The organism is Sulfuricurvum sp. (genome assembly GCF_028713855.1).
GTDB lineage: Bacteria > Campylobacterota > Campylobacteria > Campylobacterales > Sulfurimonadaceae > Sulfuricurvum.
Genome location: NZ_JAQTNN010000006.1, coordinates 59,372 through 83,496, shown reverse-complemented (window position 1 = coordinate 83,496; position 24,125 = coordinate 59,372). Strand labels below are relative to the sequence as shown.

Genomic DNA, 24,125 nt, shown 5'->3' with positions numbered 1-24,125 from the left:
ATGATTTTATTCCAGAGTACTAATAATTTCTTCGAATCTTTGTTGTAATGGCTTTTTTGATAACTCAATCAAATGAAGGGGAACTATCGGTTTAGAATGCTCCAGATGGGAAATAAAAGAATCTGTATCATATAGGTTGACAGTATATGCATACTCGGAATTTTCAAAATTATCGTCATAAAGATTTCCTGTATAAATTTGAACCGCCAATTTCCCATGCAGAGTTGCTTCAAGTAATGCTGTACTTGCATATGAAACAAAAAGATCATATTCCGCTAAACAACTTTCCATATCAAAATAATTTATCATAACTTCATTAGATATGTCCTGAATGTATGATATTTCTTGTTCTGCTGGATGCGGCTTATAGATTACATCAAATCTGTTTTGTAAAAGAGTTAGGATGATCCAACGGGTAGAAGTTTGATAATGCTCAAACATGTTTATATTGTATTCTTTCCATGGTTGACCAAACACACAAACCTTTTTGCGATCAAGGTTTAAAGGAGGATGAAGAGGGATAGGATAGTAAAAACCAAAGACACGTATTCTGCTTGATTCTATTCCGGCACGTATTAAAACATTTTTTTGATGATCGTCATAAACAAAAATGTAATCAGCATATTGCCCGTCTGAAAGAGTCGCTGGACATGTTGATGTACTAATGCCATGAAGTATGCAAATTGTTTTTATATGTGCTTGTTTTGCTGCTTGGATAATCATTCTATGAGGAGGTAAAGAATCACTTTCTACAATCAAATAGCAAGCATCCGTTTGTATTAATCTTTTTGTTAAATGTTTAATCGATTGTGAAAGAGGGTAAAAATCAGAAGATATATTTTTAAAAAAAGGAAGCAAAAATTTAAAATAGTTATAAACAAAAAGAGTAGGTATTTTTGTTTTTAAACTATATTTGAGATAACTTTTACCCCCTCCTAGAAGCAATACATCATTTTTTGATAAGGATTCTATAAGCTCTTTATACTTTAAACCAAAAAAAAGATATTTTTTATGGGTTAAATTTCGAAATAAAATTTTATAAATTAATTTTTGTATTATTAAATAGCGTAACATGAGCCGCACGGATTGCTCAATTTTGGTGGCAAAAAAGGGATAAATCTTTTGATTTTCAATAAGAAAATCAAAAAGTTGATTTTGTTTTGTTTTCATTCTATCCATTTCTTAGTGAGTATAACGTTAGTTATATAAGTCGCTTTAGAGCCAATTTCCTCTTCTCTAGACGATACGTACTTTGACATTTAGTGGTTGTGCTCAATCGATGCGCAATTATGATTAAAGTCTTATTCTCACTAATTTTATAGATTTCTTCCATAATTTTGGCTTCACTATCAGTATCAAGAGCACTGGTGGCTTCATCCAGGACTAAAATTTCAGGCTTTCCGTAGAGGGCTCGTGCGATGGCTATACGTTGACGCTGGCCTCCGCTGAGTTTGATTCCCCCTTCTCCAACCCTAGTATTAATTCCTTCGTGGTGCATTTCCAAAAACTCTAAAATATTGGCTTGACGAAGAGATTCTTTAATTTGAACATCATCGATAGGTTTCCCGAAAGCGACATTCTGGGCTACCGTACCGTCGAAGAGGTAGATACTTTGGGGAATATACCCGATTTTACTTCGCCACGCTTTGATATTGGACTCATCCAATCGTGTTCCGTCTATACTGATCGTTCCGCTTTTTGGTCGATAAAGTCCAATAATGAGATCAATAAGGGTTGATTTACCACTGCCGCTTTCACCGATAAAGGCGATTTTGTCCCCTTTATGGATCGTGAGAGAAATATCTTCCAAGATGGGTTTTTCTTCATTGTATTCGAAGCAGATATGATCGAGTTGCAATGTTTGGCCGAAACTGATAGGGATGTTTTGAAGTTTTTCTGCATCATACATCAAATCGTTATGGATAATATCTAGGGAACTTTTGTAAAAAAGGATTTGATTATAGCCTGAGAGGATACGGTTGGCGGAGGGCATCAGACGATACAGCCCTAATATAAACATTGAGATTAGTGCTAATGCTCCGGATATATCGCTTTGATACTTGTGAATCAGATAGAGCACCATGAAAATAACGATGCCAAAACCCAGTGCTTCTAAGAAAAGTCTGGGAAAATGGGTCAGAGTTTCATTTCGGATGTTAGCTGACGCATAACCTGAACTGGCTAGGTTGAACTTTTCAAGAATCGATTCGGTGCTGGAAGTGAGTTTCATCATTTTGAAGTTTCCGAGACTGCTCTGGATAATTTCAAAAAACTTTTTTTGATGTTCTTCACGGGAAATTCCTGCTTTTTTAATAGCACGAGATACGGTCATTGTGAGTAAAAAAGCATTGACAATAAGGATAGTACTGATTAAAAAGGTGATTTTCCAGTTGATATAAAGCATTATCGCATATATGAATATTACAACGAATACTTCACTAAGCATCAGTAGGAGACCGGAGATGAGTGCCGTCATGTTTTGCGCTTCATTAACAATGGCTTTAGATAAATCTGCACTGTTTTTATCGATAAAAGAACGGTAACTCATCCCCAAATAATTTTCAAAGAGTCGATACGCGATGAGGTGGTAACGTCCTTTTGAAAATTTGGCTAACAGATGAAAGTATCCGAGATTAAGCAGTGAACGTAAAAAATAAAAGATCAAAAGGCCAATACCGATAGTTATCACAAAATTAATATCGCTGTCGAAGCGAAAGAAAGTATATATTTTCTCGGTATAAGTGTTTGTGTGAATATTTGTAAAGTTACTGGCGATGTTGATAAAGGGGAGAATCGCACCTACTCCGATCATTTCAATGAGGGAGACTGTAATGGAGATGAAAATTAGGATAAAAAGAAATTTTTTATCGTGTTTGGTTAGAATAGAGAAAAGCTTCGTAAAAAAAAGCCTCATTTTTTCCCTGCACGGTCACAATATTTTTTTGCGATAAGAAGTCGTTCTTTGTGCCCTGTATCAGATAGAGCTTCAGGAACAACACTGCGCAGATAATATTCGACGTATTTACATAGATTGATATCCCCTTGGATTCCGGCCTCTTTTTTAAAGCTTTGAATAGAGCTTGAAAGTTCGGAATTGCGAAACAGTGCCTCGTTAAAATCGTATCCGAAATAGTTGAGTGCTTGCGTAAATTGGTAGGTGAGTTTCTCTTTTATTTCATTGAAATAGGTTAGAAACTCTTCGCGGTGCTGATCTTCAAATGTTTTGAGGGTAATGAACCGCTCATCAAGTTCGTGTTTATGATTTCCGATCATATGAATGGTATCGACTTGTTCACGTCGAACTTTTTTCAGCTCGTGTTCAAACGCTTCTTTGTCCGAAATGAGATTGGCTTCGTCTATAAACTGACGTTCCATTACTTCCCGTCTAGCTGTAAGGCTTTGTTCTTTGCCAATAAGCATTTGCAGTTCAGCTTTGAGAAGTTCAAATTGATGTTTTTCAGCAACATATCCTTCCTGTGCAAGTAAAAAGTCTTTGGTATAGACTCGTTGGGCAAAGTTGGTGCGCTGCTCAAAATCGCTATAGCGCTCACTCAGATAGCGGATGGTGTTAAATTTACTGACAAGTTCTTGATTGTAAATGGTGGTATCCAAATCTTTGAACATACCAGCGGCAGAGTAGATAAATTCTTTAAAAACATCAAAGCGGAATTCATCATCAAAATCAAAACCGATGGCATTAAAATATTTTTTTACGATTTTAATATCATCTTCAAAAAAGTGCAGAACTACTTGTTTTTGAGATATGGAAAGCGGTATCATCAATTTGGCTCACTCACGCGTACTTATGGTTGAGTTATGATAGCGTATAATTGCGAAAAAAAAGGTTTCACGTGTGCGGTGTATTCGGAATTATCGGTGACTACTCCCCCCTCAAAGCGCGTGAAGCGTTAGCCCGTTTGGTTCACCGTGGCCGGGATCATTGTGGGATCGTAGAGCAAGAGAACCTTTTTATAGCTCACCAGCGTCTCTCTATTACTGATGCCCATCCCAGATCCCATCAACCGATGCGCAGAGGAGGGGTGATTATCAGTTTTAACGGAGAAATTTATAATCATCATGAACTACGTGAGCGTTTAAACGTATCGAAGTGGGAAAGCGCAAGTGATACCGAAGTTATATTGGCCGCCTATGAGGCATGGGGAATCGAGTGTGTGAATCATTTGGAAGGGATGTTCGCCTTTGCTCTGATCGATGGTGATAAGCTTTATCTCGTACGTGATCGCTTCGGTAAAAAGCCCCTTTTCTATCATCAGGGGAGTGAGGCTTTTGTTTTTGCTTCGGAGATCAAAGCGATCAAACCTTTTTTATCTTCAGTACAGATGAATAATGAAGCACTTCATTCGTATCTTTCATTTTTGGCTCCTGCACCTCCGCATACGTTTTATCAGGGCATTGACAAATTGCAAAGCGGTGAGTGGCTATGCTTTGAAGACGGAAAAATTACCAAACATTGCTATTACAATGTATTGGACACTCCCTACTCGGTAATTACCGATAGAGAGGATGCCTTGCAACGGATTGAAGCGGACCTTCATCGTTCGATTGCCTTGCGTCTCGATGCCGGTGCACCGATTGCGGCTTTGCTCTCTGGGGGGCTGGACAGTGCCATGATTTGTGCCATCGCCGCACGACAGGGAAAAAAACTTCCTGTCTTTACCTTGGGGTATAATGAATACAGTGCTTATGATGAGAGGGCAAATGCAGTAATAACCGCAAACTATTTGGGGCTTGAACACACTGAAGTGATCATTTCTCAAAACGATTTTGAGGAGCATTTGGACGAACTATTGACTCATCTCGATGAACCGCTTAATGATCCCGCCGCGTTGCCCCTCTATCTGCTGATGAAAAAAATCGCTTCTCAAGGCTACAAGGTTGTCCTCAGTGGCGAGGGATCGGATGAACTATTTTTAGGATATCGGCAATATTTTGAGTATCTTGATATCGAAAAAGCGGCCTCTCTGCACCACAAAAACTGGCTCAAAAAGTATTTCCACAGCCACTTTTCGATGAATCGTGAGTGGGAATGGTACAAGCGGGTTTTTGATGAGTCATTGTTGTTTAGGACATCGGGGGAGAAATTTACCGATTTACAGCAAAATAAACTGTTTCGTCGGAATGTTCGGGATAATGAATCGCTCCGTTTTTTAGAAAATTATCGGCAAATGTTTGAACAAAGCGCGCACACCGATCCGAGCATTTGGTATAGTATGATTGATCTGAAACTTTTTGTGGGTGAACACTTCCTTGCCAAACTTGATCGGGTATCGATGGCACATACCCTTGAAGCGAGGACTCCGTTTTTAGATCATACTCTGGCAGAAACGGTATTTAAAGTTGATCCTGCGTTGCGTATCGGTGAGGGGCAGACCAAAACACTCCTTAAGCAAGTTGCCCGAAATTATCTAAGCGATGCGATTATTGATCGGAAGAAAAAAGGGTTTGCCAACCCCTATATGGAGTGGCTGATTGCTTCGGGACGGATTGATCTGATACGGGAAGTCAATGATAAAACGGGGTTGTTTTATCCCGAAGTGATTGAAGAGTATCTCGACTTAGCACGACGAGGAAAATTTAAACAACATGTATGGGGACTTTATGTCCTTAGCCATTGGATAAACCGAGAGTTATTGTAACCTTATTGTTTCTCCATTAATAGTGCTAGTTCCAAGGTCCCACTGACATAGTTAGCGAAAAAGCTCATAATTCCTTCATCTTTGTCGTTGAAATCTCCGCTGTATTTATTGAGCAGCTGAATGACGCCAATCACTTCTTGACGGGAATTGAAGATAGGTACAGCAAGGATATTTCGGGTTACAAAACCGCTTTTTTCATCAATTTTTGGTAAAAAGTGGGCATTTTCATACGGATTGTTAACCAATCTAGCGGCTTTGGTACGGACCGTATCTCCGACGATTCCCGAATCAAGTCCAATTGCGATTCTCCCTATCCCGTCACTCAATTTTGTCCAAAGCATGTTCCCGGGAAGATCGACGATAAAAATCGAACACCGTTCAGCATTCACGATTGCTTTGGCTTCTTCTGAAATAGTCGGTAATGCCTCTTCGATACGGTCGAGACTTGAGAGCCGTTTCCCAAAATCGGCAATTCTTTTATAGATTTCAAGACTCATTCAGTCTCCTTATTAAGTATTTTGGCATCATCATCAAACAGCATTGCGAGTTCAAGATAACTGCTGATATAGTGGGCAAAGAAGATCATAAACTTGACATCGTCGCGTGAAAATCCGCCCGGTTTATTCAGCAGTTGAAATACCCCTATAATACGGCGAGCAGAGTTAAAAATAGGAATGGAAGCGATATTTTCTGTTACAAACCCTGTTTTTTTATCAATCATAGGGAAAAAACGAGGGTCATCATAGGGGTCATTGACCAAAATTGGTTTGCCCTCTTTGATTGTATGTCCGACAATCCCGTCGTCTTCATGTACCATGATTTTCTCTGTTTCGTCTGCCAATGTTGTCCAGAGCATTTGAATATTGGGATTGTAAATAAAGATTGAGCATCGTTGCGCACTGCTGACTTGCTTTGCATATTCTGATATGAGCGGCAGACCTTCACTCAGGGTTGGGCGTTTTAACAAGGTTTGTCCAAATTCGGACAGCGCAGCATAGGAAGTGATCATAGAGTACCCCTTGAATAGTGTGAGGAAAAGATAAATCGTATCCATTTTAAACTAAAAAGTAAATCAATTCAGTTGAAAAAAGTGAGAAATAAAGCCCCCGGAGGGGGGAAGAAGAGGAGAGAATTAGAGGCTGTGTTCTTTTTTGTACTCGATGATCATCGCATACGCTTCATCTTTGAGCAATAATTTCTCTTTTTTGAGTTTTTCGAGCTCAAGGTCAGTCATAGGAATCTCACCGCTTTCTGCCTTGCTGATTTGGTTGTCAAGATCGTTATGGCGATCAAAAGTTTTCAAAAAGTGGGCATTTGCCGCATCATTTTGTTTCATATGGGTGATAACATCGCGGTATTCGTGCAACATTTTGGGTCCTTAGCGTGGAAATTTATCGGAATTGTATCACTAGTTAATTTAAAATCCGTGGAAGGGTGATCCCTTCTTGTCCCTGATACTTGCCGCTTTTATCTTTATAGCTGGTTTCACACATCTCATCTCCTTGCAAAAAGAGCACTTGAGCAATTCCTTCATTGGCGTAAATTTTAGCCGGTAAAGGGGTAGTGTTAGAGATTTCAATCGTAATATGTCCTTCGAATTCCGGTTCAAAAGGGGTAACATTGACGATAATACCACAGCGTGCATAGGTCGATTTTCCCAAACAGATGGCTAAAACGTCACGAGGAATTTTAAAATACTCCACCGTACGCGCCAATGCAAATGAGTTAGGTGGGACGATACATACATCTCCCACGAAATCAACGACATTCATATCATCGAAATGTTTCGGATCGACGACCGTGGAGTTAAGATTGGTAAAAATCTTAAATTCATTCGTCACGCGGATATCATAACCGTACGAACTAAGCCCGTAACTAACGACACCAACCCCCACCTGATCTTCGCAAAATGGGGAGATCATCCCCTCGTTTAATGCTTTTTCCCGTATCCACCCGTCGCTTTTGAGGCCCATGTTCTTATCCGTTGTTAATTTTATTTGTGGTAGTATAACACATCTATTACCCTACTTTTAGGAGCATTTCCCAATGGATATGAAACAAATTAAAGCCCTTTTGCAAGAGTTTGATGCAAGTACTCTTTCAAAATTAAAAATTACACAAGACGCTTTTTCGATTGAACTTGAAAAAAATATTGGTGTGGTAGCAGCACCGATAATGGCAGCTCCTGTGGCTGTCGCGTCAGCTCCAGTAGCAGCAGCGGCAGCTGCTGAATCTACAGTTTCAGCAGCACCGGTACATACCGGAGACATGATCGTTTCACCTATGGTCGGGACATTTTACGGGTCTCCTTCACCGGATTCGGCTCCATTTGTAAAAGTGGGTGACCGTGTGAAAAAAGGACAAGTAATCGGTATTCTCGAAGCGATGAAAATCATGAATGAACTTGAAGCGGAATTTGATTGTAAGATTGTAAGTATTCTTGTTTCTGATTCTCAAGCGGTTGAATACGATATGCCACTTTTCGCGGTTGAGAAGCTTTAATTATGGCGGAAATAAAACGTATATTAGTGGCCAATCGGGGCGAGATCGCGTTACGCGCTATCCGAACAATTAAAGAGATGGGGAAAGAAGCGGTAGCGGTTTATTCTACTGCCGATAAAGAGGCTTCGTATCTTAAGCTTGCCGATGCAGCGATTTGTATCGGTGCCGCTCCAAGCTCTCAAAGTTACCTCAATATTCCTGCTATTATCGCCGCGTGTGAAATCAGCGGGTGTGATGCGGTATTTCCTGGATACGGGTTTTTGAGCGAAAATCAACATTTTGTTGAAATCTGTACCCATCACGGGATTAAATTTATTGGACCGACTCCTGAAGTTATGGTGATGATGTCCGATAAATCCAAAGCCAAAGATGTCATGATCGCTGCGGGTGTTCCGGTCGTTCCCGGCTCGGATGGGGCTATCAAAGATATTGCCGAAGCAAAAGTACGCGCTAAAGAGGTCGGTTATCCGATTATCCTCAAAGCGGCAGCCGGCGGCGGCGGACGCGGGATGCGTGTAGTTGAAGATGAGAGTTACGTTGAAAATGCGTTTTTAGCAGCAGAAGCGGAAGCAATTGGAGCATTCGGTGACGGTACGATTTACATGGAGAAATTCATCAAAAATCCTCGCCATATTGAAGTGCAAGTGATCGCGGATTCTCATGGAAACGTACTTCATATCGGTGAGCGTGACTGTTCGATGCAGCGTCGTCACCAAAAACTGATCGAAGAATCCCCTGCGGTTGCATTGACCCCTGAAATCCGTGCTGAATTGCACGCTTCAGCGGTCCGTGCAACCAAATATATCAAATATGAAGGTGCTGGGACGTTTGAATATCTCCTTGATGCCGATAAAAAGTTCTATTTTATGGAGATGAATACCCGTCTTCAGGTAGAACACTGCGTCTCCGAAATGGTAAGCGGTTTGGATTTGATCGAAATGATGATCCGTGTAGCGGAGGGTGAAGCCCTTCCATCACAAGAGAGCGTTGTTCTCAGCGGTCACTCGATCGAATGTCGTATTACGGCAGAAGACCCGATCAAATTTTTACCAAGTCCGGGAAAAATCACGCAGTGGATTGCTCCGGGCGGGCGTAATATCCGTATCGATACTCATGCACATGCCGGGTATATTGTACCTTCGACATATGACTCGATGATCGGAAAGCTGATTGTATATGGCAAAGATCGTGATGAAGCAATTGCACGTATGCATCGTGCATTAAGCGAGTTCACGATTACAGGGATTAGAACAACCATCCCTTTTCACATGAAAATGATGAAAAACCCCGATTTTATAAATAATAACTTCGATACCAAATACCTCGAAAACTATCAGGGGTAAATCTTTGCCTGCCCCGATTAATTCGGGGAGACTCTTTGTATTACTCCGGTAATCTTACAACTTTTATATCCGCACTTAGACGCAAACGTGTAAAATAATCGTTTAACACCTGATTTCGTTTTTCCCCCATAATCGTATTGGCAATTTGAGGGCGTACCGTATCGATATTTTCAGTGATGACATTTTGCTTATCGCGCATATAAAAACTCATAAAGCCGTTTTTACCATCAGGAAGGATGGAACCGAAGCTTCCGTTGGGAATTTTATTGAGAAGTTGAGCGAGCTGAGGATTGATAGATTTGTAGGCTAATTTTTCCTCTTTCATCTGAATATTACCGACGTTACGCATCGGATCGGCAATTTTTGTTGCGAGAGCTTCTTGATTGCTTGAGAGATATATCGTTACATCAAAACTTTCCGGACGTGAAAACTCATCCAAATGAAGCTGATAATATTCGCTTTCTTCCTCAGCCGTTGGCTGGCTCATTTTGGAAAAAGCAATGGCACTGTAAAGCTTTTGTCCTTTGATACTCTCTTCCACTTTGGCTTTCAGCTCTTTTTCACTCAATCCCCGAACATTTTGCATCGCGCTCATAAATTGGTCGACGGAGAGATTGTTTTGAGTAGCCATACGGCTCAGTTCTTCTTGTACTTCTGCAGAGGAGACAGTGATTTTTTTCTCTTCCGCCTCAAGCTGCTCTAGCTTTTTACGGATCAGTGTATCGGCACTGGTTTGTGCATTGGTTCCGTTTTGTTTCATCTCTTGCTGGACTTCATACAGGGTAATGGGATTATTCTTGACCAATACGGCAACACCGCCGATAGGGGCGCTCCATAAAAATGTGGCTAATAAAGCAGAAAGGGTTAGCGATCGCATCGAAGCTCCTTGTAAAAGTCTCCTATTTTACCCGCTTTTAACATAGCCTTAACTAAAATTGCGCAATTGCATCCAAAAAGGATTTATAACATGGTAGTAACCAGATTTGCCCCAAGCCCGACGGGATATTTACACATCGGCGGATTGCGTACCGCGCTGCTTAGTTATCTTTGGGCGCGCCGCAACAATGGAAAATTTTTGCTCCGAATTGAAGATACCGATTTTAGCCGTAACGATGAAGCGGCAGCTCTCGCGATTGTCGAAGCGTTTAAATGGGTCGGACTGGAACATGACGGAGTAATCGAATACCAATCGAGCCGTTTGGCGATCTACCAAGAGTATGCCCAAAAACTTCTCGATGAGGGGAAGGCATATAAATGTTATATGTCTAAAGAGGAGCTTGAAGCGTTGCGCGAAGAGCAGACGGCACGTAAAGAGAGAGCAAAATACGACAACCGATACCGCGATTTTACAGGAGAAGCTCCTGAAGGGCGTGAAGCGGTTATCCGTATTAAAGCACCGTTGGAAGGTTCTATTACCGTGCATGATGGAGTCAAAGGGGATGTGGTTTTCAATGTTGCCGATATCTTGGATGATTTTATCATCGCTCGCTCTGACGGTACTCCGACCTATAATTTCGTAGTGGCGGTTGATGATGCGCTTATGGGAGTGACTGACGTTATCCGAGGAGACGATCACCTCTCCAATACTCCGAAACAAATCGTGGTCTACAATGCTCTTGGTTTCCCGATCCCCCGTTTTTTCCATGTTCCGATGATCCACAATCATGAGGGGAAAAAACTGTCCAAACGTGATGGTGCAACCGATGTTATGATGTATAAAACGCTTGGATATACTCCGGAAGCATTGCTCAATTTCTTGGTTCGTTTGGGATGGAGTCACGGTGATCAGGAGATTTTTTCAATGACAGAAATGTTGGAGCTTTTTGATCCGAGCGATATCAACCGCTCCGCCTCGGTCTACAACGTCGAGAAACTCGACTGGCTCAACAGCCATTACATCAAAAATACGCCCAACGAAAAATTGTGTGAACTTCTCGAATTTCATGGCGTTGTATTAATCAGTCATGATAAACGCGAAATTATCCTCGATGCAATAAAAGAGCGTGCTAAAACACTTGTAGAGATGGCGGCTTTGATTACTGAGATGTTAACCCGTCCTGAAGTATTTGATGAAGCGGCACTCAAAAAAGGGTACAAAGAAGAGAGTAAAGCAATATTGGAAAGCTTTGCTGAAGCACTTAAAAATGCTTCTGAACTTCATTTGCCGAGTGATTATCATCATGTTATGGAAGAAGTTGTTGGCAAACTTGAAATCGGATTTGGGAAAATCGGTCAACCGTTGCGAATTGCGCTCATGGGGAAACTCTCAGGACCGGGGCTTGATAGCGTTATGGCGATTATCGGAGTCGATGAGACGTTGGCACGGATCGATGCGCTGTTAGCCCATCAATAACGAATTTTTCGTAAAGAGGGGTTTAACCCTCTCTTTTTTGCCTCGCTCACAAACCGTTTATATCCTCTTTCTTCTTTCTCACCCACGTTATAGCTGATAAACTTTAGATAATAGATGATTTGCTCAGGGCTAAGTCCGCTTCGGCGGGACGCTTCCATCAATATATAATACGGAATTTTCACCTTTTTGGAAATAAATGCATGGCTGAGACGGCGAAGTTCATCGCTGTGATGATGGGTGCACAGCAGGGCAAAGACGAACGGCAGTCCTGTCCTCTCATGCCAAAGTCCTCCCAGGTCGATATGCTCCCCTCCGCTGTAATAGTATCGCAGTGCCTTATCTCCGATCAGCACCTCTCCGTTAACGTCTAAAATCTGAGACAGCAGATTGGAGGTCGCAGAATCAGCATCCGCTTTGTCGGCATTTGGGAGTGAAATGACACTGAGCACTTCGCGCTGTGCAACGATTCCGACCCCGAAATGGCGGCAGTTTTTAGCGGTAATACTGGAGATAAACGCCGCATCGATTCGACGCATGGCAAACTCACGGTTGAGAGCGGAGGGGACCCCTTTGTGGTAATAGAGGCTTTGGTGAAATCGGGTGCTGCGGGCGTAGCGTTTGATAAATACATGAAACGGGAGGAGATTTAAAAAATCTATTTTTCCGAAAATCAAAACTTCTCCTCTACCAAAAATAAAAATCATTATACTAATTGATCCCTGACAAGGGACTGTTAGTTCTCTTTTGCTATAATTTATCTCAATTTAATTACCCAAAAAGGGGAATTGTTATGGTGACAATCGAATTTTTAGGACCGATTCAAAAGGCTCCGTTAACGTTGGAAGCTTCATCACTGCGTGATGTTGCCGAGGTATTGAAACAAGATGCAGAAATGGCACAGTGGCTCGATAACTGCGCAGTGGCGGTAAATGATACGCTTGTAGCATCATTGGATACAGCACTCAAATCGGGGGATAAAGTATCCTTACTGCCTCCTGTATGCGGCGGATGAAGATGCTAGAACTTTATGACGGCGCTTTGAATGTTCCTGAAATAATCACTCGGTGGTATGCGGAAGAAACTGACTATAACTATGGTGCCTATATTCCTTTTGTCGGAACGGTACGCGAAGAAGACGGAATTGACGGGCTTAGTTTTGATGTGTATGAACCTATTTTAAATGCATGGTTTGAATCTTGGGTGACAAAAGCAGCACTTTTAGGTGCAAAATTAAAAATGGCGCACAGTCGAGGCGATGTATTGGTACATGAATCCTCCTATATCGCAGCGGTATTTTCACCGAAACGGCGTGTTGCGTTAGAGACGATCGAGCAGTTTGTCGAAGATTTTAAAGCTTCTGCCCCTATTTGGAAATATGATCTTAAAAATGGTCAGCGTCTTTATGCTCGCGAACGCTCGACGGCAATACAAGGTGCGGGATTGTTAGGGGTTGCTCTATGAGTATGATTTCATACCAAACTTCCCAAAATATGATTAGCCTTCTCAGTATGGGGGCTGTGCGCAGTGAACGAATTTTTTTGACCTCTGCCGTGGGTCGTATTTTGGCGGAAGATATTGTTGCCGACAGCGATTATCCGAGCCTTCCTACCTCGGCGATGGACGGCTATGCGATACTGCATAGCGATTTGGGAGAGTACGAGTCACTGGAAATTCTTGGAGACAATCCCGCCGGAGCCGATGAGATCGGCGGTGTCATGAGCGGAGCGTGTATCAAAACGTTTACCGGTTCACTCATGCCCTCAGGTGCAGATACCCTTATCCCGATCGAAAATGTCCGTGTAGAGGGTGAGTACATTGTCATTGAAAAATTAGTTCCAAAAGGGTTTGCTGTTCGTCCCATCGGAGAAAGTTATCGTGAGGGAGAAGTGCTGATTGCACAGGGGACAAAACTCGCCTTTGCACAGATCGGTGTGCTGGCGGGGATTAATCGGGTTATGGTACCAGTAGCACAGCGTCCGCGTGTCGCCATAATTGCTACCGGAAGTGAAATCATCGATATCGGCGAAGCAGCTCGTCATGCAGGACAGATACGAAGTTCCAATAGCTATACCCTTCAAACCCTTGTCGATTCTCTCGGAGGCGAGAGTGTTCAGATGGGGATTGTCGGCGATGATAAAAATGCTATTATGGAGCGGTTTGAAGAGGCGATCAGCTCATGTGATATCGTGGTAAGTACGGGAGGGGTGAGCGTCGGGGATTACGATTTCGTCAAGCATATTGTCCCTGCTCTCGGTGCCGAAGTGATTTTCAAAGGGGTCAATATCAAACCGGGGCAGCACGTAATGGTGGCGCAGAGGGGATCGAAGTTTATCGTCTCTCTACCGGGATTTGCCTACTCTTCGACAGTCACTTTTATCCTCTATGCCGTACCACTTATGGCGCGGATGCTGGGAATTGAAAACCCGTATGAAGTGATTGAAGCAACCCTCAAAGTACCGTTTGCCAAACGTTCAAACAAAAGCGAATTTACCGCCTGTAATCTCTCTTTTGAAGAGGGACGTTATTGGGTCGATTTCGAGGGGAAAAAGACAGGGAGTTCCGCTATTTTGACGAATCTTCTCGGGAATGCGGGATTGATGATCTGCGGTGAAGAGGATGGGGATTTGGAAGCGGGGACGCTGGTTCGCGTTATCAAATTGTAATCTCCGTCTTCTCCGTTCGCCCTGAGCCAGTCGAAGGGTGAACTCAATCTCCATTTCTTTCTAATTCTCAACATAATCTAATATTTTTTGTATAATAAGCGATTGTTTAATCAAAGGTTGTACGAAATGGCACCGTGGGTCATGCCGCTTTATATTTTTTCTGGGATCATTATGGCGATAGGGGCGTATCTGACGATCCGATATCGTCCTTACTGCACTCTCAAAAGTCCTGAACGTGAAATTGCGATGGAGTTGCATCGGAAGAAGTTGATGAAAGAATCGATGAGTGAGGAAGAAGATAAAAAAGAAAAAGAAATAATGCGGGCAAACAGAATATTTGGATATTGGGTACGTATTATTTCTATAGCAATTGTTGTACATCTTGGAATACTTTTTATTTTATTCATGCGGATGAATTGGCATTTAGAAATGCCATTATATATTGTGAGTGGATTTTTATTAATTCTAAGTCATATAAATTGGTTTACAAATGCTAATGTTATTTTTCCTTTCTGTCTTTTCAATAGTAAGGATAAAGAGTTGGCAATTTTAGAAATATATCACCAACAAAAGATAGGTACATTAAATCTAGATGAGCAACAAATTATGAAAAATACTAAGACAGAGATAATGTTTCATTCTTGGCAAAGAGTAACTTTCTATAGTGCTATATTTTTACATATTTTGGCGTCGGTGCTTCATAGCGTATTAACACTCTTAAATGGCAAATAGCCATATTTTTTATCTTCCTCATTAGCTAATGTACAATCATCACAATAGTATCCTACATGGTAAGGACTTAGTGTGAATGAGATTGCTATCATAGACGAACACAACATCCAAAACAAAATCTATACCCTTCGCGGGTTGCAAGTGATGTTGGACAGAGATTTGGCGGAGTTGTACGGGGTCAAACCTATTCGCCTCAGAGAACAGGTGAAACGTAATAGTGATCGATTCCCAGAGGATTTTATGTTTCAGCTCTCCAATGATGAGATCGATACACTGGTATCGCAAAATGCGATACCCTCCAAAAGTCATTTAGGCGGAAGTTTGCCGTATGTTTTTACCGAGCAGGGAGTTGCAAGTATTTCCGGTGTTTTGACTAATAAAATCGCTATCGAAATCAACATAAAAATTATGAGAGCTTTCGTTCAGATGCGTCGTTTCCTCTCTCAAAACGGATTACTCTTTCAACGGCTTGATCGATTGGAAAGTATCCAAATGGAACACAAAATAGAGTCCGATAAAAAGTTCAACGAGCTTTTTAATGCGATAGAGTCCAAAGAGCTTAAACCCGATCATGGGATTTTTTACGAGAACCAAATTTTCGATGCGTATGTATTTGCCAGTGATTTGATCAAAAGTGCCAAACGCTCTATCGTCCTCATCGATAATTATGTGGATGAGAGTGTATTGGTACTACTATCCAAAAGAGTCGATGGATGCCGAGCAACGATCTACACAAAAACAATCACTTCACAACTCTCCCTTGATCTCAAAAAACATAATGCACAATATCCACCTATAGAAGTCAAAGAGTTCTCTGCTTCGCATGATCGCTTTTTAATCCTAAACGAAGAGGAGATATACCATATAGGGGCAAGTCTCAAAGATTTGGGTAAGAAATGGTTTGCGTTCTCGAAATTTGAAAAAGGGTCGCTTGAGATGTTAGGGAGGTTGAAATAGGGATGATTTTTTACCGTTCGCCCTGAGCCAGTCGAAGGGTGAACTCAATCTTCATTTTTTTCTAATTCTCAACATAATCTAATATTTTTTGTATAATAAGTGATTGTTTAATCAAAGGTTGTACGAAATGGCACCGTGGGTCATGCCGCTTTATATTTTTTCTGGAATCATTATGGCGATAGGGGCGTATCTGACGATCCGCTACCGTCCATACTGCACTCTCAAAAGTCCTGAACGTGAAATTGCGATGGAGTTGCATCGGAAGAAGTTGATGAAAGAATCGATGAATAGAGAAGAGATAGAAGCAAATAACCTTTATAAGTACAAAACGAAGAAATACAGTTTCGGAGATTTTCTTCTGATGATAAGTATACCTTTTCATGTATTTGCCGGAATGGATTGGTTCCATTTATCTCCACTTTATTTTTTAAGTGTTTTTTTCATGTTGGTGATATTTGTAATGCCAGCTAGTCTGATGCCTTATTGTTTTATATATTTTACCGCTTCTTTTTGGAAGATAAAAAATGAACACGCCTTGGCACGTATTAATGCGTATCTTGCAAAATTCAAGGGGAAAATATTAACGAATGATGAACAGTATCAATATAAAAATGCACGAGCAAATGAAGCTTTTTTTGCATTTTACAGGTACGCAATAAATTTTGGTGTCGTTTTGCATCTACTTTTAGACGTATGGTTTGGATTGATGGGCAGTTTTATAGTGTCTTGAAAAGGGCACTTCACCCGCTTTCGCGGGGGGAATGACGGAAGATTACTTAACTATCTTCGCTTTAATCGCCTCTTCTTCAATCAACTCTTTACGGTATTTGACCGCGACGATATGTTCGGTCTCATTGATATACCACTCCGCGATATGTTCATGTTCTAGAGCGTTTAATTTCTCCATATCGACATGATCCATCGAGATATAGAGATGGGAATATCTATGCGGATTTTGCATTTTGAGCGTCCATAACAGCCACAGCGTAGTGATAACGATCAACGCGATGGTGAACACTTCACGGCTTGAGTATTGAAGCGCGATACCTGCCACCGCACCGCCGACAAACGTCATGAAATAGGCGAACCCGTTGGCGATACCGAGTGCCGCCCCCTTTTGGTGCACTTTCGCGTATTTGGAAATCATCGATTGTACCAGCGGCTCCATCATATTAAACGCCATGAAAAAGCTCACTACTCCTGCGATAAATTCCCAACTCTTAGTTGCAAATCCCATAAGGGTAAATGCGACGATGAACAACACGATGGAGATGAGGAAAATTTCGCGCGGTTTATTGTATTTTTCTCCGAAAACGGCGGCGGGTCCCATTGCCAAAAGTCCCATCACCATTGCGGGGATAAAGGCCTGCCAGAGGTCTTTTTTATCCCACAAAAAGCCGTATTCTGGGTTAGTCAGAAAAATAGGGATAAGGACGAATGAAACGGTCATAAGCCCTTTTTGCATCCCGTTGGTGATAATCATACTAAGGAGATTCGGGTCTTTGAGAATATCTTTGGTCGTTGTCGTGGAGTGGTAGATGTGACGGATACGCGGAGGGGTCGGGACATTGGTAAAGAGAACGATCATCGATACAATCGACAAAACAGCCGCGATCCAAAAGAGTGATGAGAATCCGAACCCTGCGGCAAGGACGGGTCCGAGTGCCATCGCGGCGGCGAAACTGATTGCAATGGTTCCCCCCATAAGCGCCATCGCTTTACCGCGTGACTCTTCATTCACTAGATCGCTGATCATCGCAGGGATGACGGCACCGATTGCTCCTGCCCCCTGTAAAAAACGCCCAGCCATCAACGTATAAATATCAGTACTCACCGCACAGATGATCGATCCGACCAAGAAGATGACAAGTCCGAGGAGCAGTGTCGGTTTACGACCGATCTTATCGCTCATGATCCCGAAAGGTACTTGAAAGATCGCCTGCGTCAGAGCGTATCCTCCGACAATGACACCGATCAGAATGGGTGTGGCACCTTCGAGACCCAGCGCATAGGCTGAGAGAACAGGAAGAACTAAAAATAGACCGAAAAATCGGAGCGACAAAATCGCGGAGAGTGGGAGAACCGTTTTAAACACCGTGCAACCTTAGATACGTTAAAATTTTCAGCATTATAATATACCCTTAGATGAAACGTCGGGTAAACACCGAACGTTAAAGTCTACTGTAAGGAATGAAATGAAAATCGTCTTGGCAACGTCAAACAAAGGGAAAGTTCGGGAGATTATCGAATTGCTCCATGATCGGGAAGTTTTTCCTTATACTGATTTGATCGAGGGATTTGAGATCGTTGAAGACGGTGAGACGTTCAAGGCAAACGCATTGATCAAGGCACGCGCCGTCTATGCGGCATTGGGGGATAAAGATGCGATTGTCGTCGCTGATGATAGTGGCATTAGTGTTGATACGCTAGATGGCGCGCCGGGGATTTACAGTGCACGATATGGCGGAGAGGGTGCGAGTGATCGGGACAACCTCCTCAAGCTCGTCGAATCACTGAAAGAAAAAGCTTTAAATACATCACCCGCTCACTATACGGCAGCGATTGCGGTTGTTTCGCGAGAAGGTGAGAACTGTGTTCATGGATGGATGCACGGGGATGTGATTACGGAGTTACGCGGCGAAAATGGTTTCGGATATGATCCGATTTTTATCCCTGTCGGATTTGATCAAACCCTTGGAGAATTGGGAAATGATGTGAAAAAAGGGCTCTCTCACCGCTCCAAAGCGTTGGAGTTAGCGAAGATTCTGATTGATCAGATTAAATTTTTACGATCTTATGCCGGAAGTGCAGTGACAAAATAAAAGAATATTAACCCTACAACGATTCGGTAAATCGCAAACGGGGTAAAGGTGTGGCGGCTGACAAAGGTGACAAATAGCTTGACCGTAGCGAGTGCAAATACAAATGCCGTTATAAATGCTACTGAGAGCATGAAATAATCATCTACGACCATTTCGTTTCGGTGTTTGATCAAATCATATGCGGTAGCAATGATCATCGTCGGTATGGCGAGGAGAAACGAAAACTCTGCGGCACTTTTACGGCTAAGACCTATAACCAGCCCTCCGATGAGGGTAGCCCCCGATCGGCTTGTTCCTGGGATCATGGAGAGGCTTTGAAATATGCCGATGGTAAAAGCTTCTTTGATAGTGAGCTCTTTAATGTCTTTGCCCGAATCAATCGGTTTGTTGCGTCGAAGATATTCAAAAATGAGAAAAACAACTCCCCCTGCGATCAGCATAATGCTCACCGTTTCCACCCCGAAAAGCGCCTTAATCTGTTTATAGAACAAAAATCCTAGTCCTCCGGCAGGCAAGAAGGCAATGGCGATTTTAAGCCATAGTGTTTTATCGGCAATGAGTCGTTGGGCATACAAAAATAAGACGGCTAAAATACTTCCCAGTTGAATAGAGACCTCAAACGCTTTATGGGCAGCGGTTTGTTGCAGTCCTAATAATTGCGAAGCTAAAATAAGATGACCTGTAGAGGAGATAGGCAAAAATTCGGTTACTCCTTCAAGAGCACCCAATATCAATGAATCAAATAAAGTCATTTATAACCTTTTTTTGGCGCAATTGTAGCATAGGAAAGTATCTTAAACCTCCCCTAACCTCACATAGGATAAAATTCGCGGATTTGTGACACTTTCCATCAAGGAATTTTTTAATGCTACTTTTTACTCCCGGACCTACCCCTGTACCTGAGTCGGTACGAATCGCCATGGCAGGTGAAACGCTACATCACCGAACTCCCGAATTTGAGGCAATTTTTGAGCGAACCCGCGCATTGCTGTTTGAACTTTTAGGGATGGATGAAGTATTAATGCTCGCTTCATCGGGTACCGGAGCAATGGAGGGGGCGGTTATTAATCTCACCCACTCCAAACTTCTCTCGATCAATTCGGGAAAATTCGGTGAGCGTTTCGGCAAAATTGCTGTGGCTCACGGGATCGCAAACGTCGAGATCAAACACGAATGGGACACTCCGGCTACCGTTGAGGAAGTCCAAGCGGCATTGAACGCAAACCCTGATATCGATGCAATCGCCATTCAAATCTGTGAAAGTGCGGGCGGTCTTCGTCACAATGTTGAAGCAATCGCGAGTGCGGTAAAAGCGCACAACCCAGCCATCATGGTAATTGCGGACGGTATCACAGCGGTGGGCGTTGAGAAAATCGACGTGAGCAATATCGACTGTTTGATTTCAGGAAGCCAAAAAGCGTTGATGCTCCCTCCGGGACTCGCGATCATGGGTTTATCCACTGCAGCGATCGAAAAAATCGGAAGCGGCAAAGGGTATTACTTTAACCTCGCTACCGAGATCAAAAACCAGCGCAAGAATACGACGGCATGGACGGCGGCAACGACGATTACTATCGGTTTGGAGTCTATTTTGAACCGCATCAAAGCCGAAGGCGGTTTGGATAAACTCTACGCCGATACGGCGCGCCGTGCGCGTGCCACCCGCGAAGCGATGAAAGCGATCGGTTTGAGTATCTATCCAATCAATCCGGCTGATTCGATGACGACGGTAGGGGACGCGGAAGCGAAAAAAATCCGCTCAACCCTCAAAGCGTTCGATGTAAACGTCGCCGGCGGACAAGACCATATCAAAGACTCCATTTTCCGTATCAACCACATGGGTCTGATCGCTCCGTATGAAGCGTGTTGGGCGGCTAACGCGGTGGAATTGGCTCTCGATAAAATGGGACGCCGCACCTATGACGGAACCGCTAACCGCGTGTTTAACACCGTCTACTTTGGTCTTTAATATTATGGTATTTGAACACGAAATTCCTGAGGGCTCAAAGCTGTACTTTGCCGCAACGGCAAAGACAAAGCGAATCATCGAAACCAAAGCAAGCACACTGTTGAGCGATGCCGGATTTGAAGAGATATTAACACCGCTTTTTTCCTATCATCAACACCAAAGTGTCTCTGATGAATGGGAATTGATCCGTTTTGGTGACAGTAAAAATCATTCGATGAGTCTCCGTGCCGATTCAACGATCGATGTGGTACGCATACTCAATAAACGTCTTGGCGGAAATACCGAGCACAAAAAATGGTTTTATATTCAACCGGTATACCGTTATCCTGCTGATGAACAATATCAAATCGGTGTGGAGATCATCGATGAACCAAATCTCTCGGTAGCTCTTACCCAAGCAACACGGATATTAAATGTGTTGGAGATGAAGCCATTATTGCAAATTTCAAACATCAATATTCCTCGAATTCTCAGTGAGACACTGGATCTGAATTTGGACGATTTTCGTCATGTGAACATCGAGAAAATGTTATCCTTGAAAATCGATTGGTTAACCCGTTTGGTTTATATGCAGCATGCAAGTGAGATCGATACGGTAGTTGAGATTGTTCCTGATGCGATCAAACCTGAGCTTTTTAAAATCAAAGAGCTTTGTGAAGGATTGGAATATCCTAATGTGGTTATCGCTCCCCTTTATTACGCTAAAATGCTCTATTATGATGAACTTTTTTTCCGTGTCATCGAGAACAATGAAGTCTATGCTATGGGCGGACGCTACAAAAGTGATGAAACCGTTTCGGTCGGATTCGCAATTTACACCGATGCGTTAATTGACGCATTACACCAATAACTAAAGTAGGATTATTTATGAAAGCAGATTTGATTGTCGGTATCCAGTGGGGTGACGAAGGAAAAGGGAAAATTGTCGATTTGCTCGCGCAAAAATACGATTGTGTCGCTCGTTATCAAGGGGGACATAATGCCGGTCATACGATCGTTGTTGACGGTAAAACCCATGCACTTCATCTGATCCCATCAGGGATTTTGAATCCAAAAGCGATCAATATTATCGGTAACGGTGTCGTTGTTTCTCCTGAAGCATTGATCAAAGAGATGAAACAATTTGATAACTTGCTTGGACGATTGTTTGTCTCTGAATCGGCACATATGATTTTGACATTTCATACTTTGATCGATCAGGCCAAAGAGAAACTGCGCGGTGAAAAAGCGATCGGAACGACCGGACGCGGTATCGGGCCAGCGTATAGCGAAAAAATCGCCCGTGCGGGCTTCCGCCTCGGAGAACTTCGCGATGTTGAAACGTTGACAAATCGTGTAATGGAGTATTTTGCTCAGAATAAAGCAATTTTTGAAGCATTGGAAATTGCATTGCCGACACGTGAAGAGTTGTTGCTTGAGTTAAACGGTTATGCCGAAAAATTGGTGCCGTTTTTAGCCAATACGACCCAAATGGCATGGAAACTCATGGATGAAGACAAAAAAATCCTCCTTGAAGGGGCTCAGGGGACGATGCTTGATATCGACCACGGAACTTATCCGTTTGTAACCAGCTCATCGACGATTTCAGCCGGTGCGTGTACGGGTCTTGGGGTTAATCCGAAAGATATCGGCAAAGTGACCGGTATCGTTAAAGCGTATTGTACCCGTGTCGGAAACGGTCCTTTCCCGACAGAAGATCACGGTGAGATCGGTGAGCGCCTTCGTAAACAAGGACATGAATTTGGTACAACAACCGGACGTCCTCGACGATGCGGTTGGTTTGATGCCGTAGCATGCCGTTATGCAAGCCGTTTGAACGGCTGTGATGATCTTTCCATTATGAAACTTGACGTCCTGGACGGTTTTGATGAAGTTTTAGTCTGTGTCGGATACGAAGTCAACGGTGAAGTAATCGACTATTTACCACTTGATTTGGACAATGTCAAACCGGTTTACAAATCATTCCCGGGATGGGATAAAACCGAGGGTGTTCGTCGTTTTGAAGATCTTCCGGTAACGGCACAAGAGTACCTTCGTGCTATCGAAGAGTTGACTCAAACGAAAATAGGTATGATTTCAACATCACCGGATCGAAACGATACAATTACCTTGTAATCATTAATTAAGGAGCCGTTATGGGAAAATCGCGTTACGAGCCTTTGGTTAAACTCAAAAAAAAGAGTTTGGACAATGCCGAACGTGCCCTTATCGGTGCCAATAATGCCCTCTCCTCTGCATCCGATAAACTCAATAGTGCGTATGAATATCTCTCACACATGACTCTTCCGACACATGGTTCGGTGCGTGAATTTTCACAAGTAACTGCCTTAATTCAAGCACAGCACCTCAGTATTGAACAGTGTCAACATACATTACAGGCTGCGCAGCTCAAACAGGTACAGATGCGGGAACATTTTAAACAAGCCATGATAGATTATGAGAAGTTCAAATATTTGGAAGTTCAAGAGATGAATGCGCAAATAAAAGCACTGAAGAATCAAGAGGCAAAAATGCTTGATGAAATAGGAACAATGATTTATAAAAGAGAGATACTATGAAAATTATATGGGTGTTGGTGTTGGGGATTGTTTGGTTGCAAGGGGCACAAGCCACCAAATCGTATGAATGTACCAAGATTTTTGAAGATCGCAAAAATGAACTTTTGGTACAGTTGGAACGATTGGATGAGCAGCGACAGTCTCTAGATACTTTGAAACGTGCTACTGAAGATCTTTTACGTAAAAAAGAGGCATTGCTTCAAGGCAAAGACACCAAAGTAGATCAAAAACTGAATGAGATTAAAGCAAAAGAGGCATCCATTAAAAAGATGTTGGATGAGAACAAAAAAGTGCTGGATGAAATGAAGCAGCTTAAAGCTGATAAAGTTTCTCAGGCGTATGGCAAAATGAAACCCTCAGCGGCGGCATTGATACTCTCGGAAATGTCAGCCGATGAAGCGGCAGCCATATTGACTACCTTGAATAGCAAGGGAGTAGGGCAAATATTGGCAAAGATGGAGCCGAAAAAAGGGTCCGAAATAACTACTAAACTACGAAAAGTACCCGAACCTATAAAATAGCATTCTTGATTGCTCTAAGCGATTTAAGAGGTCTTTTAGAGTAAAATG

General features: G+C 42.5%; 27 protein-coding genes. 16 read left to right on the top strand and 11 right to left on the bottom strand.

Annotation, left to right across the window (positions count from 1 at the left end; translation table 11 throughout):
- Nucleotides 1-6 precede the first annotated feature (6 nt).
- From PHI47_RS07245 to PHI47_RS07235, 3 genes are read right to left on the bottom strand one after another with little or no spacing between them, the layout of a single operon-like run.
- Nucleotides 7-1,170, bottom strand: coding sequence for a hypothetical protein (locus PHI47_RS07245; RefSeq protein WP_299935563.1), 1,164 nt, complete (start codon nucleotides 1,168-1,170; stop codon nucleotides 7-9).
- A 31-nt stretch (nucleotides 1,171-1,201) separates the two neighbouring features.
- Nucleotides 1,202-2,914, bottom strand: a complete 1,713-nt coding sequence (locus tag PHI47_RS07240; RefSeq protein WP_299935560.1) for an ABC transporter ATP-binding protein — start codon at nucleotides 2,912-2,914, stop codon at nucleotides 1,202-1,204.
- On the bottom strand, nucleotides 2,911-3,780 hold the full coding sequence (locus PHI47_RS07235; protein WP_299935557.1) for a hypothetical protein: 870 nt from the start codon (nucleotides 3,778-3,780) through the stop codon (nucleotides 2,911-2,913). Before PHI47_RS07235 ends, PHI47_RS07240 begins: the two co-directional genes overlap by 4 nt.
- 71 nt (nucleotides 3,781-3,851) lie before the next feature.
- On the opposite strand from PHI47_RS07235, the gene asnB reads away from it, so the two are divergent.
- On the top strand, nucleotides 3,852-5,657 hold the full coding sequence (asnB, locus tag PHI47_RS07230; protein WP_299935554.1) for an asparagine synthase (glutamine-hydrolyzing): 1,806 nt from the start codon (nucleotides 3,852-3,854) through the stop codon (nucleotides 5,655-5,657).
- A 2-nt stretch (nucleotides 5,658-5,659) separates the two neighbouring features.
- Here the strand turns inward: asnB and PHI47_RS07225 are convergent, their stop codons facing one another.
- From PHI47_RS07225 to dcd, 4 genes are all read right to left on the bottom strand, one after another.
- Nucleotides 5,660-6,154 (bottom strand): GAF domain-containing protein, encoded by a 495-nt coding sequence (locus PHI47_RS07225; protein ID WP_299935552.1) that lies wholly within the window; start codon nucleotides 6,152-6,154, stop codon nucleotides 5,660-5,662.
- Nucleotides 6,151-6,666: a GAF domain-containing protein gene (locus PHI47_RS07220; protein WP_299935550.1), complete on the bottom strand. Its 516-nt coding sequence runs from the start codon at nucleotides 6,664-6,666 to the stop codon at nucleotides 6,151-6,153. Before PHI47_RS07220 ends, PHI47_RS07225 begins: the two co-directional genes overlap by 4 nt.
- A 123-nt stretch (nucleotides 6,667-6,789) precedes the next feature.
- Nucleotides 6,790-7,026 carry a DUF465 domain-containing protein gene (locus tag PHI47_RS07215; RefSeq protein WP_299935548.1) on the bottom strand — a complete coding sequence of 79 codons (237 nt, stop codon included), beginning with the start codon at nucleotides 7,024-7,026 and terminating at the stop codon, nucleotides 6,790-6,792.
- A 43-nt stretch (nucleotides 7,027-7,069) separates the two neighbouring features.
- Entirely contained in the window at nucleotides 7,070-7,630 is a 561-nt protein-coding gene (gene dcd, locus PHI47_RS07210) for a dCTP deaminase (RefSeq protein WP_299924157.1), read from the bottom strand.
- 73 nt (nucleotides 7,631-7,703) lie between these two features.
- On the opposite strand from dcd, the gene accB reads away from it, so the two are divergent.
- Nucleotides 7,704-8,159: an acetyl-CoA carboxylase biotin carboxyl carrier protein gene (gene accB, locus PHI47_RS07205; protein WP_299935547.1), complete on the top strand. Its 456-nt coding sequence runs from the start codon at nucleotides 7,704-7,706 to the stop codon at nucleotides 8,157-8,159.
- A gap of 2 nt (nucleotides 8,160-8,161) precedes the next feature.
- Nucleotides 8,162-9,502 carry an acetyl-CoA carboxylase biotin carboxylase subunit gene (locus PHI47_RS07200; protein ID WP_299935545.1) on the top strand — a complete coding sequence of 447 codons (1,341 nt, stop codon included), beginning with the start codon at nucleotides 8,162-8,164 and terminating at the stop codon, nucleotides 9,500-9,502.
- 40 nt (nucleotides 9,503-9,542) lie between these two features.
- Here PHI47_RS07200 and PHI47_RS07195 read toward each other — a convergent pair whose 3' ends face one another.
- A complete protein-coding gene (locus PHI47_RS07195; RefSeq protein WP_299935542.1) occupies nucleotides 9,543-10,379 on the bottom strand; it encodes a peptidyl-prolyl cis-trans isomerase in 837 nt (278 codons plus the stop codon).
- Nucleotides 10,380-10,469: 90 nt separating this feature from the next.
- Here PHI47_RS07195 and gltX point away from each other — a divergent pair, with 90 nt between their 5' ends.
- Entirely contained in the window at nucleotides 10,470-11,855 is a 1,386-nt protein-coding gene (gltX, locus tag PHI47_RS07190; RefSeq protein ID WP_299935540.1) for a glutamate--tRNA ligase, read from the top strand.
- On the opposite strand, the gene PHI47_RS07185 is transcribed toward gltX, so the two are convergent.
- Nucleotides 11,849-12,529 carry an MqnA/MqnD/SBP family protein gene (locus PHI47_RS07185; RefSeq protein WP_366882742.1) on the bottom strand — a complete coding sequence of 227 codons (681 nt, stop codon included), beginning with the start codon at nucleotides 12,527-12,529 and terminating at the stop codon, nucleotides 11,849-11,851. The genes gltX and PHI47_RS07185 overlap by 7 nt on opposite strands.
- A 116-nt stretch (nucleotides 12,530-12,645) precedes the next feature.
- Between PHI47_RS07185 and PHI47_RS07180 the strand changes: the two genes are divergently transcribed.
- From PHI47_RS07180 to PHI47_RS07155, 6 genes are all read left to right on the top strand, one after another.
- Nucleotides 12,646-12,867 carry a MoaD/ThiS family protein gene (locus PHI47_RS07180; RefSeq protein ID WP_299935535.1) on the top strand — a complete coding sequence of 74 codons (222 nt, stop codon included), beginning with the start codon at nucleotides 12,646-12,648 and terminating at the stop codon, nucleotides 12,865-12,867.
- Between the two features lie 2 nt (nucleotides 12,868-12,869).
- On the top strand, nucleotides 12,870-13,316 hold the full coding sequence (locus tag PHI47_RS07175) for a molybdenum cofactor biosynthesis protein MoaE (protein ID WP_299935532.1): 447 nt from the start codon (nucleotides 12,870-12,872) through the stop codon (nucleotides 13,314-13,316).
- Nucleotides 13,313-14,518 (top strand): molybdopterin molybdotransferase MoeA, encoded by a 1,206-nt coding sequence (locus tag PHI47_RS07170; protein WP_299935529.1) that lies wholly within the window; start codon nucleotides 13,313-13,315, stop codon nucleotides 14,516-14,518. The genes PHI47_RS07175 and PHI47_RS07170 overlap by 4 nt, the downstream gene beginning before the upstream one ends.
- 126 nt (nucleotides 14,519-14,644) lie before the next feature.
- Complete coding sequence (locus PHI47_RS07165) at nucleotides 14,645-15,250, top strand: hypothetical protein (protein ID WP_299935526.1); 606 nt, start codon at nucleotides 14,645-14,647, stop codon at nucleotides 15,248-15,250.
- A 72-nt stretch (nucleotides 15,251-15,322) separates the two neighbouring features.
- Complete coding sequence (locus PHI47_RS07160) at nucleotides 15,323-16,207, top strand: ORF6N domain-containing protein (protein ID WP_299935523.1); 885 nt, start codon at nucleotides 15,323-15,325, stop codon at nucleotides 16,205-16,207.
- Between the two features lie 127 nt (nucleotides 16,208-16,334).
- The gene (locus tag PHI47_RS07155) at nucleotides 16,335-16,937 is read left to right on the top strand and encodes a hypothetical protein (protein ID WP_299935520.1); all 603 of its coding nucleotides are present in this window, start codon (nucleotides 16,335-16,337) and stop codon (nucleotides 16,935-16,937) included.
- A gap of 42 nt (nucleotides 16,938-16,979) precedes the next feature.
- Here PHI47_RS07155 and PHI47_RS07150 read toward each other — a convergent pair whose 3' ends face one another.
- Nucleotides 16,980-18,302, bottom strand: a complete 1,323-nt coding sequence (locus tag PHI47_RS07150) for an MFS transporter (protein WP_299935517.1) — start codon at nucleotides 18,300-18,302, stop codon at nucleotides 16,980-16,982.
- A gap of 100 nt (nucleotides 18,303-18,402) precedes the next feature.
- Here PHI47_RS07150 and rdgB point away from each other — a divergent pair, with 100 nt between their 5' ends.
- Entirely contained in the window at nucleotides 18,403-19,029 is a 627-nt protein-coding gene (gene rdgB / locus PHI47_RS07145) for an RdgB/HAM1 family non-canonical purine NTP pyrophosphatase (RefSeq protein ID WP_299935514.1), read from the top strand.
- Here the strand turns inward: rdgB and PHI47_RS07140 are convergent.
- Complete coding sequence (locus PHI47_RS07140) at nucleotides 19,002-19,781, bottom strand: undecaprenyl-diphosphate phosphatase (RefSeq protein WP_299935512.1); 780 nt, start codon at nucleotides 19,779-19,781, stop codon at nucleotides 19,002-19,004. The two genes, rdgB and PHI47_RS07140, sit on opposite strands and share 28 nt — an antisense overlap.
- A gap of 113 nt (nucleotides 19,782-19,894) precedes the next feature.
- On the opposite strand from PHI47_RS07140, the gene PHI47_RS07135 reads away from it, so the two are divergent.
- The 5 genes from PHI47_RS07135 to PHI47_RS07115 are packed head-to-tail and all read left to right on the top strand — an operon-like array spanning nucleotide 19,895 to nucleotide 24,077.
- On the top strand, nucleotides 19,895-20,998 hold the full coding sequence (locus PHI47_RS07135; protein ID WP_299935510.1) for an aminotransferase class V-fold PLP-dependent enzyme: 1,104 nt from the start codon (nucleotides 19,895-19,897) through the stop codon (nucleotides 20,996-20,998).
- A 4-nt stretch (nucleotides 20,999-21,002) separates the two neighbouring features.
- The gene (locus tag PHI47_RS07130) at nucleotides 21,003-21,848 is read left to right on the top strand and encodes an ATP phosphoribosyltransferase regulatory subunit (RefSeq protein ID WP_299935773.1); all 846 of its coding nucleotides are present in this window, start codon (nucleotides 21,003-21,005) and stop codon (nucleotides 21,846-21,848) included.
- A 17-nt stretch (nucleotides 21,849-21,865) separates the two neighbouring features.
- A complete protein-coding gene (locus PHI47_RS07125; protein ID WP_299935507.1) occupies nucleotides 21,866-23,113 on the top strand; it encodes an adenylosuccinate synthase in 1,248 nt (415 codons plus the stop codon).
- 20 nt (nucleotides 23,114-23,133) lie between these two features.
- The gene (locus tag PHI47_RS07120) at nucleotides 23,134-23,556 is read left to right on the top strand and encodes a flagellar export protein FliJ (RefSeq protein WP_299935506.1); all 423 of its coding nucleotides are present in this window, start codon (nucleotides 23,134-23,136) and stop codon (nucleotides 23,554-23,556) included.
- The gene (locus PHI47_RS07115; RefSeq protein ID WP_299935503.1) at nucleotides 23,553-24,077 is read left to right on the top strand and encodes a PDP protein; all 525 of its coding nucleotides are present in this window, start codon (nucleotides 23,553-23,555) and stop codon (nucleotides 24,075-24,077) included. Before PHI47_RS07120 ends, PHI47_RS07115 begins: the two co-directional genes overlap by 4 nt.
- Nucleotides 24,078-24,125: the final 48 nt, after the last annotated feature.

Coding starts and splice junctions, on each gene's coding strand:
- PHI47_RS07245 (WP_299935563.1), bottom strand. CDS start 1,170: ATGAAAACAAAACAAAATCAACTTTTTGATTTTCTTATTGAAAATCAA.
- PHI47_RS07115 (WP_299935503.1), top strand. CDS start 23,553: ATGAAAATTATATGGGTGTTGGTGTTGGGGATTGTTTGGTTGCAAGGG.
- rdgB (WP_299935514.1), top strand. CDS start 18,403: ATGAAAATCGTCTTGGCAACGTCAAACAAAGGGAAAGTTCGGGAGATT.
- PHI47_RS07215 (WP_299935548.1), bottom strand. CDS start 7,026: ATGTTGCACGAATACCGCGATGTTATCACCCATATGAAACAAAATGAT.
- PHI47_RS07195 (WP_299935542.1), bottom strand. CDS start 10,379: ATGCGATCGCTAACCCTTTCTGCTTTATTAGCCACATTTTTATGGAGC.
- PHI47_RS07220 (WP_299935550.1), bottom strand. CDS start 6,666: ATGATCACTTCCTATGCTGCGCTGTCCGAATTTGGACAAACCTTGTTA.
- dcd (WP_299924157.1), bottom strand. CDS start 7,630: ATGGGCCTCAAAAGCGACGGGTGGATACGGGAAAAAGCATTAAACGAG.
- PHI47_RS07200 (WP_299935545.1), top strand. CDS start 8,162: ATGGCGGAAATAAAACGTATATTAGTGGCCAATCGGGGCGAGATCGCG.
- PHI47_RS07240 (WP_299935560.1), bottom strand. CDS start 2,914: ATGAGGCTTTTTTTTACGAAGCTTTTCTCTATTCTAACCAAACACGAT.
- PHI47_RS07235 (WP_299935557.1), bottom strand. CDS start 3,780: ATGATACCGCTTTCCATATCTCAAAAACAAGTAGTTCTGCACTTTTTT.
- PHI47_RS07155 (WP_299935520.1), top strand. CDS start 16,335: ATGGCACCGTGGGTCATGCCGCTTTATATTTTTTCTGGAATCATTATG.
- PHI47_RS07135 (WP_299935510.1), top strand. CDS start 19,895: ATGCTACTTTTTACTCCCGGACCTACCCCTGTACCTGAGTCGGTACGA.
- PHI47_RS07165 (WP_299935526.1), top strand. CDS start 14,645: ATGGCACCGTGGGTCATGCCGCTTTATATTTTTTCTGGGATCATTATG.
- PHI47_RS07170 (WP_299935529.1), top strand. CDS start 13,313: ATGAGTATGATTTCATACCAAACTTCCCAAAATATGATTAGCCTTCTC.
- PHI47_RS07130 (WP_299935773.1), top strand. CDS start 21,003: ATGGTATTTGAACACGAAATTCCTGAGGGCTCAAAGCTGTACTTTGCC.
- PHI47_RS07120 (WP_299935506.1), top strand. CDS start 23,134: ATGGGAAAATCGCGTTACGAGCCTTTGGTTAAACTCAAAAAAAAGAGT.
- PHI47_RS07175 (WP_299935532.1), top strand. CDS start 12,870: ATGCTAGAACTTTATGACGGCGCTTTGAATGTTCCTGAAATAATCACT.
- PHI47_RS07180 (WP_299935535.1), top strand. CDS start 12,646: ATGGTGACAATCGAATTTTTAGGACCGATTCAAAAGGCTCCGTTAACG.
- PHI47_RS07225 (WP_299935552.1), bottom strand. CDS start 6,154: ATGAGTCTTGAAATCTATAAAAGAATTGCCGATTTTGGGAAACGGCTC.
- PHI47_RS07140 (WP_299935512.1), bottom strand. CDS start 19,781: ATGACTTTATTTGATTCATTGATATTGGGTGCTCTTGAAGGAGTAACC.
- PHI47_RS07125 (WP_299935507.1), top strand. CDS start 21,866: ATGAAAGCAGATTTGATTGTCGGTATCCAGTGGGGTGACGAAGGAAAA.
- gltX (WP_299935540.1), top strand. CDS start 10,470: ATGGTAGTAACCAGATTTGCCCCAAGCCCGACGGGATATTTACACATC.
- accB (WP_299935547.1), top strand. CDS start 7,704: ATGGATATGAAACAAATTAAAGCCCTTTTGCAAGAGTTTGATGCAAGT.